General features: G+C 47.0%; 7 protein-coding genes. 3 read left to right on the top strand and 4 right to left on the bottom strand.

The genetic code is table 11. The features are described 5' to 3' along the window. Positions 1–202 precede the first annotated feature (202 nt). Entirely contained in the window at positions 203–655 is a 453-nt protein-coding gene (gene tnpA / locus GXO76_04515; GenBank protein NOY77114.1) for an IS200/IS605 family transposase, read from the top strand. A gap of 148 nt (positions 656–803) precedes the next feature. Here tnpA and GXO76_04520 read toward each other — a convergent pair whose 3' ends face one another. The 4 genes from GXO76_04520 to GXO76_04535 are packed head-to-tail and all read right to left on the bottom strand — an operon-like array spanning position 804 to position 4,407. Next, a complete protein-coding gene (locus tag GXO76_04520; protein NOY77115.1) occupies positions 804–1,703 on the bottom strand; it encodes an AEC family transporter in 900 nt (299 codons plus the stop codon). Between the two features lie 24 nt (positions 1,704–1,727). Next, complete coding sequence (locus GXO76_04525; GenBank protein NOY77116.1) at positions 1,728–2,312, bottom strand: hypothetical protein; 585 nt, start codon at positions 2,310–2,312, stop codon at positions 1,728–1,730. Positions 2,313–2,338: 26 nt separating this feature from the next. Continuing rightward, a complete protein-coding gene (locus tag GXO76_04530; GenBank protein NOY77117.1) occupies positions 2,339–4,078 on the bottom strand; it encodes a DUF1957 domain-containing protein in 1,740 nt (579 codons plus the stop codon). Positions 4,079–4,098: 20 nt separating this feature from the next. Beyond that, positions 4,099–4,407 carry a DUF3467 domain-containing protein gene (locus GXO76_04535; protein NOY77118.1) on the bottom strand — a complete coding sequence of 103 codons (309 nt, stop codon included), beginning with the start codon at positions 4,405–4,407 and terminating at the stop codon, positions 4,099–4,101. A gap of 369 nt (positions 4,408–4,776) precedes the next feature. On the opposite strand from GXO76_04535, the gene polA reads away from it, so the two are divergent. Further along, positions 4,777–7,530 carry a DNA polymerase I gene (polA, locus tag GXO76_04540; protein ID NOY77119.1) on the top strand — a complete coding sequence of 918 codons (2,754 nt, stop codon included), beginning with the start codon at positions 4,777–4,779 and terminating at the stop codon, positions 7,528–7,530. A 497-nt stretch (positions 7,531–8,027) separates the two neighbouring features. Further along, positions 8,028–9,632, top strand: coding sequence for an amidohydrolase family protein (locus GXO76_04545; protein NOY77120.1), 1,605 nt, complete (start codon positions 8,028–8,030; stop codon positions 9,630–9,632). The last annotated feature ends 125 nt before the right edge of the window (positions 9,633–9,757 follow it).

Consider the following 9,757-nt stretch of genomic DNA (forward strand, 5'->3'; position numbering starts at 1 on the left):
TGTATAATCATCCCGATTCATTGGGGTGTATGAGGACTGTTGGGTTATTGCTTTACCCTCGTCAGATTATCCTTAGCTCATCCCCACAATGAATTATGGGGATGGTACAAGTTTGATATTGCAAGGGAGTTGTTTTTTGTACAATCACCACAATTCATTGTGGTGTACGTTGGTGCCTTATGTTTTTAAAACAGGAGGCTTCATGGCTGTTCATTCTCGTGTAAAAATTTATATTCACCTGATCTGGGGAACCTATAAACACGAGCAGATTCTGGATCGGGATTTACGTCTAAAAATTTATAACCACATTATGAAAAAATATGAGGAATCCAAGATTATCATTTTCAAAATGAATGTTCAGCCTGAACATGTTCATATGCTAATTAGTTTAACCTCGGATAGAACCATTGCAAGTATTGCCAAAGATATTAAAGGCGAGAGTTCACATTGGATTAATTCAAGTCATCTTGCAGAAAGAGAAATACATTGGCAACGAGGATACGGGGCTTATTCCGTCAGTCAATCGCAAGTTGAAGCTGTTGAAAATTACATAAAATACCAGGACAAACATCATAAACGTGAACCATTTGAAGAGGAATACAAAAGGTGGGCTGACCAATATGGGGTTTGGGATACTAACGAAGATTGGCATTAGTTTGTTGTCCCCATAATGAATTATGGGGATGGTACAAGTTTGGTATTGCAAAAGAGTTAGTTTTTGTACAATCACCACAATTCATTGTGGTGTACAGCTTATACGGCTTGGGGGCAATCGTCATCACCGCGGTTGCCCCGCTTTTTCTTTATCCCCCAAACAAGGCCAATAAAATACTCAGACTAAACACACTGAGAAGCGTACTGACCAAAATAACGCTTCCCGCAAAATCGGGGTGAACATCATATTTTGTGGCCAGAATAATGGCATTTACGGCTGTTGGGCCGCTGGACTGAATGATGAGTACACGCCGGGTCAAACTATCGGCAGGCAGCAGGGTGAAAATGACAATTGCCAGAATGGGTGAAACGATCAATCGCAGAAAAACGGCCAGGCTGATGCGGGGAAGTTTGTCCCTTAGATTGGCATGGGTCAATTGAATGCCCAGGATTAAAAGGATGGTTGGAATGGCCGCATGCCCAATCATCTGAATGGGCTTGTATAAAATGGCCGGTATGACGGTGTGTGTTCCGCGCAGCAGGAAGGCCAATCCGATGGCATAGAGTGCCGGCAATCGGAAGATTTCAGCCACAGCCCGCGAGGCGGGTAAATGTCCCCCGGCTGCCACGAAAATCCCAAATGTGTTCAAAACAATGACGAAGCATACCAAAAAAATAACCGCAATAGCCAAACCCTCATTCCCGAAGGCAAAATAAATAAGGGGCAGTCCGAGATTTCCGGAATTCATGAGTGTTGTGGAAAGGACAAAACTGCTTTTCTCGGTGGGACTGAATTTTAGTACATACGCCGCTCCAAAACTGATGGCGGCCATCCCCAAAAAAATAAGGGCTGCAAAAACAATTATGGTAAGCATGCGCTGAAGGACAATCTGACTTTCAAGAAGGCTTGTAAAAACCAGAAAGGGGGTCAGGATGTATAATGTCAATTCAGAAAGAGTTTTGGCATCCAGGTCCTTAAAGAGACCCAGGAGGGCACCGATGGCAATGATTGAAAAAACCGGAACAATTGTCTGCAAAATTATGTGCACGGGTTGTCTCTGGCCATAAGAAAATCAGAATTGGTAGTAAAAGCCCAGAACCCCTTGCGGGCCGGTAAAGTCATCTGTGTCGCCCACTGGCGAAGAAAATTTGGCGTAGTGGTATGAGAACTCCACGTGGAATCCCGCTGCTTTTGTGAGAACCAAATCAAAGCCGGTACCGATAAAAATGTCGATTCCGATAGCCTTTGGGGAAGTTTTAGAGGTCTCACTATTCTTTTGTGACTTGGGAATTCCCAATAAGAGACCGGCACCGTAAGACACACAGGGCATTAAAAATGAATCCTGAACCAGTCGGTGTTTGATGGCTGCCGTTATCGGAATTAATGTTATTGATTGGATGTTTGCCGCCAAAATACTTTTTTGCCGCCAAAAACCCAGTGTTTGTTTTAAGAAAAAAGTTTTTGTCAGGGCTTCCGTTACTGTAATTGAAAAATAGGGCGTGGTTTGGGCGTTACCCCTGAAAAGAGAAACTGTTCCCTGATGTTCAATGGAACGGGGCTGCCATTGGCCGGCATAAAATCCGATGCTCGTGTTTTGAGCAAACACCGGCCCGGCCATAAAAAGCAAAACAAGAATTGTCAGAATTCGTTTTTGCATGGATTCTTCGTTGTGAATTATTCCGGTTAAACCGGGTAATCTAATGTTTGCCACCATTTCAGATCAATATCGGGAAAGAGATTGTCCCGTTTTTTGGAATCCGTGAGATACAATTTGTCTTTTTCAGTCAATTCTCCCGTAATTGCAACGGTTTCAGCCATGTCGAGGATTCGGTTAAATTCCCGCACGTGTTCTTCGAAACGCATTTCTGCATAGTCGCGGGCAGCCCAGGTGCTGATTAAGAATTGCCAGTCGGAAGACTCCAGTAACAGCAGCTCTCGTGCTCCCTGTTTTAAAATATCCTCCAGCTGGGCATTGGTTTGCCAGTCCAGTTTGTTCAATGTGTCGGTCATTCGCTTCTCAGCCGCATAAATGTGAGGCCATGTCCAGCTGGTGTCCTCATTTAGCCAGATGTAGTGGTAACCCCCTTCGCCCCAGGAGCCTTCAGGGATGGTAATCACTTCAATTGGCTTTTTGTTGTCCAGAATTTCAGCGGCATTGGAAAGTTGCACTTCATCATCGTTGGCCAGTTTTTTGAGGACGGCTTTCAGAAACTGCGGTCCTTCAAACCACCAGTGTCCAAACAACTCCGCATCGAAAGGAGCCACCAGCGCACCCTTGTTTCCCGTTGCGGAAAGGTGTTCGCGCAGAATGTCCTTAATCAAATGGACAAAATGATCAGAATTTTCGGGAATCCGGCTTTCCGCCATATCGGGTTCGTATTCCTTTTTATCGGCCAAATCGCTTTTGGGGCTGGTGACCCGCCAGTAGCGGTGTCCTCCTGGAAAATGCTTCTTGTGAAAATCCAGGTACCAGCCGTCTCCGGGGTATCCCCATTCGCCGGACCAGACCTGGAGCCCGGTTTTGGGATCGCGCGTGAAAATAGCCACTGGTTTTTTGAGCTCCGGATTTGAGCTGACCAGATAAATTTCGTAGGGTGATTTTTCGGTGTCTTCTTCCCGTTCCGGCTGTTCCTTTTCGAACTGAGCCCAGAGTTTTTTGAGGGCTTCAAAGCGGTCCATGTACACCCCAATGGCTTTCCCCCCTCTTAATAAAGCAGCGTCGACAAAAAAGAATTCAATCCCGTTTTCGCTCAGAAATTCATCGACTCCCTTTCGTAAATAGGGCTTATCTCCAAGAACGGAGGCAACCGGAGGGGCCCATTTGTAACGGGGACGGTAGGCGGCTTCCGGCAGCCAAATGCCCCGCGGAGGTTTTCCGTAATGGCGGGTGTGCGTTTTAATAGCCGTTTTAACCTGTGCCTGAATACTGGTGTCCAGCCCGAGAAGGGGGAAATATCCATGTGTGGCGCCGCAGGTAATCAGGTCCACAAAACCGGCGTCCGAAAGTTCACGAAATGCGCCGACCAGATCGTAGTGGTATTTTTCAATAAAATCGGACAGAATCTTTCTGTAAAAGTGCTCCCACATGTCCGCCAATTGATGCATGTGAGAGTTGCCGTATTTTTCAAATTCAATTTGATCCTCAATGGCTGCTTGAATTTTTTCGCGCAGATAGGATTCAAATTCTGTCTTGAAGCTTTCGTCGGCTAATTGTTCCGTTAAAACGGGTGTAATCCCGATGGAAATTTTTGGGGCGATTCCTTCATCCCGTAATTCATTTAGCGCATTCAGGATGGGAATGTACGTCTCCGCAGCTGCCTCGTTCAGCCAGTCCATTCCATGAGGCCATTTCCCGTGCGATAAAACATAGGGCAAATGGGAATGGAGAACAAACGTAAAATATCCTATTTTATTAGGTGCCATGTCTGTATCCTCGTTTTTATTTAGTTTTCTGAGGGAGGTTTGAATCCAAACGAGCGATGTTTATCTTCGCCCTGAATTTTAATTTCTCCAAATTGTTCTTCGTACTTGCGGATATTCTCCTGCAATGCATGTAAGAACGATTTTGCATGTTGGGGGGTCATAATAATTCGGGCATACACTTTGGCCTTCGGAACACCCGGCAACATTCGTGTGAAATCGATGACAAATTCCGCAGGTGAATGGCTGATAAGGGCCAGGTTTGAATAAATTCCCTCGGCTTCTTTCTCTCCCAATTCCACATTAATTTGTTGCGGTTGATTCTGATTCATTTTAGCCTCCTCTGTTTAAACGCGTTTTCCCCAACAATCGTTAAAAATAGAGCCGATAATGGCGCCAGCCGGGCACGACCATAACCCGCCGGGAACCGATTAAGTCTCTAAATAATATAAAAAAAAAAGTGAATTGTCAATTGATTTCATTGACTTTTACAAAGTTTTACTGTAAATTAGAAAAATAAAAAAATTTCCATGGGTAAACCCGGGTTTTGAAGTCATTGGACGCAGGTGCCGAAGAGAACGCGAGCCCCTTTTGTTCATGAATGTAAGTGGTTAGGGAGTCGTTAAAAAGTTTCATACTATCTTACTTAAAAAATTCGGTTATCCTATCAAAATATTTTATTGTTTTTTCTGGAAGTAATTATGGCCGATTCTCCCAAAAAACTTTTCTTAATTGACGGGTCGCATCTTGCGTATCGGGCGTATTTTGCATTTATTCGCCGACCGTTAATTAATTCCAAAGGGGAAAATACATCGGCCACATTTGGATTTACCCAGTCGCTTCTGAAAATTCTTTCGGAAGAAAAGCCCGACTACATTGCCGTAGTCTTTGATACCCCCGAACCCACATTCCGCCACAAAGAGTACCCGGAATACAAAGCCACCCGTGAAAAAATGCCGGATGAAATGTCCGATCAATTGCCTCGCATCCGTCAGGTTATTGAAACGTTGGGGATTCCGATTATTGAGGTTCCCGGATATGAAGCGGATGATGTGATGGCGACTCTGGCAAAACGGGCCAAAGAAAAGGGAATTGAAACCTATCTGGTCACCGGGGATAAGGATTTTTTCCAACTGGTGGATGACTCGATTAAAATTTACCGGCCGCAACACATGGGCGATTCAATCGATATGGTTGACCGCAAATGGCTCGAAGAAAACTGGGGCCTCCGCCCCGAGCAGGTAGTGGACTATCTGGCGATTGTTGGCGATAAAAGTGACAATATTCCGGGGATTAAAGGGCTGGGTGAGCAAGCGGCCAAAGAATTGATTGAAAGATACGGTTCTCTGGAAAAAATTCTTGCGTCCGTTGACGAGTTGCCGAAGAAACGCTGGAAAACGGCCATTGAAGCCCACGGAGAAGACGGAGTATTATCGAAACGTTTGGTGACGATCGATTCCAACGTTCCGGTGAATTACGACATCGAAGCCCTCAAACAGAAAAACGGGGACCCGGACGAGATCATTAATTTGTTTAAAGAGCTGGAATTCAAGAAGCTAATGGATCGCTATTTTTCAAATAAAAAAAAACTCAAGCAGAATTATCAGATCATCGACACGGTTGACAAGCTCGAAAAGCTGATTTCCCGGCTGAAAGCTGCAGGCGATTTTGTGTTTGATCTGGAAACGACGCATATCGATCCTTTGCGCTCGCATGTGGTCGGTTTTTCCTTTGCCTGGCAAGAAGGGGAGGCTTTCTACATTCCGGTGGCTGCCGGTGAGAAAGAAACGGCTTCATCGTTGGGGCCTCTCTTCCAGTCGGCCGGGGCTGCGGCTCCTCCGGGAGATCAAAAAGAATTGCCGCTCACACTGGTTATTGGCAAACTTAAGCCCATTCTGGAAGAGAAAACACTGAAAAAGTGCGGCCAAAACATCAAATATGACATGCTGGCTCTTGCACGTTACCAGATTCGCGTGGAAGGGATAGACTTCGACACCATGGTGGCTTCGTATTTGATCAATCCGTCCAGTCATCAGCACAACCTGGACAGTTTGAGTTTTGAGTATTTGAATTACACCAAGATTCCCACAAGTGATTTGATTGGAAAGGGCAAGAATCAACGGACCATGCGTGACGTGACCGTTGAAAAGGTGGCCTTTTATGCCTGTGAAGATGCGGACATGACGCTGCGTCTCCGCAATATCCTGAAGCCCAAGCTCAAAGATGCCGGGTTGTACGATCTTTTCAAGCGGGTGGAAATCCCATTGATTTCAGTGCTCATGACGGTTGAAAAAAACGGAGTGGCGCTCGATACAACCCTGTTGAGGGATTTATCTGTCCGGGTGGGAAATCAGCTCAAACAGCTGGAAAAAGAAATTTTCGATTTGGCCGGAGAAGAGTTTAACATCAATTCACCCCGGCAGCTGGGGAAAATTTTGTTTGAGAAATTAAATCTTCCTAAAGCCCGCCGTACCAAAACCGGCTATTCCACCGATGTGTCGGTTTTGGAGGAACTGGCCCGGATTCATCCGCTGCCACGAAAATTGCTGGACTATCGGGGATTGGCGAAGTTGAAATCCACCTACATTGACGCGCTGCCCAGGTTGATTAACCCTGAAACCGGACGGGTTCACACTTCCTACAATCAAACCGTAGCGGCTACCGGACGGCTGTCCAGCAGTGATCCCAATTTGCAGAATATTCCCATTCGAACGGAACTGGGACGGGAAATTCGACGGGCCTTTGTGCCGGGGAACCCCGGTCATGTTATTTTGGATGCCGATTATTCGCAGATCGAGTTGCGGATTATGGCCCATTTGTCGGGCGATGAAAATTTATTGCGAACTTTTGAAAACGATGAGGATGTGCACACAGCCACCGCGGCTCTGGTTTTTGGTGTGGAACCGGAAGAGGTGACGCCGGATTTGCGCCGGCGGGCGAAGGAAATCAATTTTGGAATTATGTACGGGATGGGCCCGTACGGATTGGCTTCCCGCCTGGATATTTCTACCGAAGAAGCCCGGCAGTTCATCATCAATTATTTTGCCCAATATCCGGGGGTACAGGAATTTATCCGGCAAACAATTGAGCAGGCCAGACAAAAGGGCTATGTGACAACACTGCTCAACCGCAGGCGCTATCTGCCCGAAATTCGTTCCGAGAACCGGCGCATGCGGGAATTTGCCGAACGCACGGCTGTAAACACCCCCATTCAGGGAACGGCAGCCGACCTGATTAAGGTTGCCATGATCCACATTCACAATCGGTTGCAGCAGGAAAAACTTCGATCGTTGATGATCATGCAGGTGCACGATGAATTGGTTTTCGAGGTGCCCGAATCGGAAATCGAACGCATGAAAAAGCTGGTTCGGGAAGAAATGGAAAAGGCAATTGACTTGACCGTACCGATCAAAGTGGACATGGGAATCGGTGCAAATTGGCTGGAGGCGCACTAAAAGAAAAATCGTTATCAAACCCAATTGAAAATTTCGGAGCAGATATTTTCATTGGTATTAGGGGAAAGAAAAATTCTTCCACCGGAGCATTCGTACGGCACAACCCTCGGGGTTTGTGCTCCAAATATCGTCTGTAGTTTTTTACGTGCAGGATTCTAACGACCTGTTTTATCCTGCTTGAGCATTCCTGAAACTGCAGGTTCAAATTCTTTTCGCAGCAGGCAAGAAAAAATTTGCGGCTCGTACTTAGTTTTTTCCAACACGGACAAAAATTAAGACGAGAGTTTTAATCGAATCCCAGACATCGGAAGATGTCTGCCAATGGCCGTATTATGGCTTTGCGGGATAGGTGTGTCCGGCCGAGTCTTCAAAAGAGCGGTTTGTTTTTTGATTATCCTGAACCCGCGCAAAATGAGCCGTGGAAAAAAATCTGAAAAATTTGGATTTAAGGGTGTTTAGCTATAAAAAACGGATTTAAAAACGCACGAGGTGGTCCGATGAAATCGATTAAATATTTGGATTGTTTTGCATCTGTCGGAAAATGGGCCGGCAAAGACCCGGCTGCCCCCTGGACGGTAGAAAGAATGCTCAGGGACATGAAGCGTTGCGGCATTCACGGGGCGCTGGTTTTTTCCAATTACGCCCGGGATCTGCAGCCCTCTGTGGGCAATGAGCGGGTTGCCGAAATTTGCCGGGACAATCCCCGGCTTTTCCCTGCCTGGGTGGCGTTGCCAAGTGTGGCAGACGAAGCTCCGAAGGGAAGTGACTTTGTCGAACAGATGGTGGCTGCGGGGGTAAAGGCGGCAAAAATTTATCCGCGACTCCACCACTTTCGGGTGAATGAGGCCAATGTGGGCGATTTGCTGGATGCTCTTCAGGAAAAGCGTATTCCACTTTTAGTGGATGCCGGAAATTACGAGCCCTACAACCAGATTACCTGGGAAGAACTGGAATGGTTGGCCAAATCGTACCCGAAATTGCCGATTCTCTTACACGCGGTCCGCTGGGAAGCCACCCGAATTGTGCTGCCCCTGCTTCAGAAGTTTCCTAATCTGCACGTCGAGTTTTCCAATTACCAGGCCAATCGGGTGATTGAATTCTTGGTCGAAAAAGTCGGGGCCGATCAGCTTCTCTTTGGGACCGAAATGATGCAGAAAAGTCCCGGAGCGGCCAAGGCTTTCATCGATTACGCCGAAATCAGCGAGGCCGACCGCCGGAAAATTGCCGGAGAAAATCTCAGCCGTCTGTTGAAATTGGAAGAGAGTCCTGCCGATTACGACGAACCTTCCCCCGACGATACCATTTTGGAAAAGGCGAAAAACGGCCATCCCATTGATGACATGTTGGTCATCGACGGACACGCCCACATCACGGAGAAGGGACACTCCGATATTGTAATCGCGGTCATGCCTCGCTCCGACGCCGAGGGGGTGATCGATCGGAATCGGCGGATCGGGGTGGACATCACCTGCGCCAGCGGCTGGGGCGGAGTTTGGACGGATTACGAGAGGGGCAATCTTGCTGTGGCGGAGGCCATCCGTGATTTTCCGGAAAATTTTGTGGGCTACGCCACATTGGATCCGCTGTATGTGACGGACTGGGAGAAAGAACTTCGGTTTTGCTACGAGGAATCCGGCATGAAGGGCATGAAACCCTACTACCCGCGCAATAAAGTTCCCTATTCCGATCCGGTGTACGACCCCTGGTTTCGGTACGGAAATAAACACCGGCTTTTTGCCCTTATGCACCCCTCGGACAATTTTGAGGAAGAAATGACGACTCTCGCTAAAAAATATCCGGAGATTTCCTTTCTCCTGGCCCATTCCGGTTGGTCGTACGAGGTGGCACACAGGCATGTCCGCCTGGCGAAAAAGTTCCCAAACGTGTTTTGTGAGATTACATTTACGTCTGTGACCAACGGAGTAATTGAATTCTTGGTGAAAGAAGTGGGCTCTGAAAGGGTGATTTACGGCTCGGACACCTCCATGCGAGATCCTATTCCCCAATTCGGCTGGGTGGCATACGCGGATATTTCCGAAGAAGACAAGCGCAACATTCTGGGTCGGAACATGAAGAAAATCCTCGATCGGTGTCTGATTTAAAGGACGGCTGAACGAAATTTGCACTGAACGTGTTGAAAAAGGAAAATTTTATGCACTTTGGACTTCCCGCTGTTGATTACATTGTGATTGCATTTTATTTGATTTTCATGCTCGCCATTGGATTC

The sequence above is a fragment of the Calditrichota bacterium genome (assembly GCA_013151735.1).
Taxonomy (GTDB): Bacteria; Zhuqueibacterota; JdFR-76; order JdFR-76; family BMS3Abin05; genus BMS3Abin05.

Coding starts and splice junctions, on each gene's coding strand:
- tnpA (NOY77114.1), top strand. CDS start 203: ATGGCTGTTCATTCTCGTGTAAAAATTTATATTCACCTGATCTGGGGA.
- GXO76_04525 (NOY77116.1), bottom strand. CDS start 2,312: ATGCAAAAACGAATTCTGACAATTCTTGTTTTGCTTTTTATGGCCGGG.
- GXO76_04530 (NOY77117.1), bottom strand. CDS start 4,078: ATGGCACCTAATAAAATAGGATATTTTACGTTTGTTCTCCATTCCCAT.
- GXO76_04535 (NOY77118.1), bottom strand. CDS start 4,407: ATGAATCAGAATCAACCGCAACAAATTAATGTGGAATTGGGAGAGAAA.
- polA (NOY77119.1), top strand. CDS start 4,777: ATGGCCGATTCTCCCAAAAAACTTTTCTTAATTGACGGGTCGCATCTT.
- GXO76_04545 (NOY77120.1), top strand. CDS start 8,028: ATGAAATCGATTAAATATTTGGATTGTTTTGCATCTGTCGGAAAATGG.